General features: G+C 28.3%; 2 protein-coding genes. Both read right to left on the reverse strand.

The window, feature by feature from the left end; translation table 11 throughout:
- The coding region (locus tag AC1DUA_RS37320; protein ID WP_477504522.1) for a hypothetical protein at positions 1–503 on the reverse strand (503 nt) is incomplete at its 3' end.
- Between the two features lie 52 nt (positions 504–555).
- The coding region (locus tag AC1DUA_RS37325) for an oligosaccharide flippase family protein (RefSeq protein WP_477504523.1) at positions 556–1,464 on the reverse strand (909 nt) is incomplete at its 5' end.

The raw sequence follows: 1,464 nt of genomic DNA on the forward strand, positions 1-1,464 counted from the left end.
ATAAGTAAGTTTATGATTGTGTTAATCTCTTTTTTTTCTTTGATTAGCGTCGGAATTATTAAAAGCAAAGAAAAATAGAAAATCATTTTCAGTAGTTCTTTTAAACTCGCTAATACATCTATTGCAACTATTGATGAAATACTACACGCTGCTATATAAATAATAAATACTATAATTACGCTTTTTCTAGTATCAATATGCAAACGGCTTTTCAAGATGTGTAATACTGACATATAAATAAAATAAGCAGACACAATAGCGTTAAGCATAAGAAAACCGCCAATACCTACACCAAGCTGGTTTAACATTTCAATAGTAGGCATAAACAAAACCAAAGCAAAAACAAAAAATTTAATATTTAGAAAATACACCATTAAAATTAACAGCAGAGGTATTATTAATAATAAGATTTTTCCACTTAGTAAAGCTACAATCATTGACGTAGAAATCATCAAAAAAGCAATGCTATAAATTAAAACTTTACGACTTTCTAAGATTCGCAAATTGGGGTCGCCCCTTTTTTATAGGCTGTTAGAATAGCCGTTTATACGGCTTTTACTGAATAATTGTCTCATTCAAGACCTTCGGATTGAAAACCATCCTGTAAAAGGAAATATTAACAAAATAAGCGATAATAAATGTAATAGAACTTGCTAGTGCGATACCCAACATATCTAAGTATTTAATCAAAAGGAAATTAAGCGCTATATTAATCACAACTGAAATAATATTTGCATATAGGTTCAAATCAATTCTTCCAATACTCATTAGTGTATTATGTTTAGGTGAGTATAGACTCCAGAAAAGCAAACCAACTAATAGCACCTTAAAATATGGAATAGAATTACTATAATTAAATCCGAATGCCCGAGGAATTAATACTGGTAATATCAAATATGATAAAATAATAATAACTAGCATTATAAGGAACACTCTTTTTTCATATTTTTTTAAAATCTTATTTATCTCTATCGGATCGTCTTGCTTTTCAGATATATATGGAACCATAATCTGAGTCATCGTACTCGGAATAATCATCATTGTTGTTATGATAAGAGTGCTAATACCATAAAATGCTATCTCACGATTATCAACTTTCATATAATTTGCCATTATTATTCCATTTGTTTGTAATGCCTGCCATGTAATACTAGTTGCGAGTGCAGTACTACTAAACTTAAGAAGCTTAATAGTACTTTCATTCCCAATTTTTTTAAATAGTTTAAATTTAACTTCCGTTCTTATGCTCATTATTAAAACAATAAATGTAAATACATTACTAACTATTAAACCAATGACATAGCCATAAATTCCGTACATGAATGCTGTGATTGTGCTTAATAAAATAACAAGTAATCTAGAATAACTTTGTATTTTAGACATTCTATGTATTTTTCTTTGTGATTGTAAATACGAAATAAATAAGTTTGTAAATGCAAACAACGGTACCAATAGCATATACAA

It is taken from the genome of Paenibacillus sp. 01T422 (genome assembly GCF_056398785.1).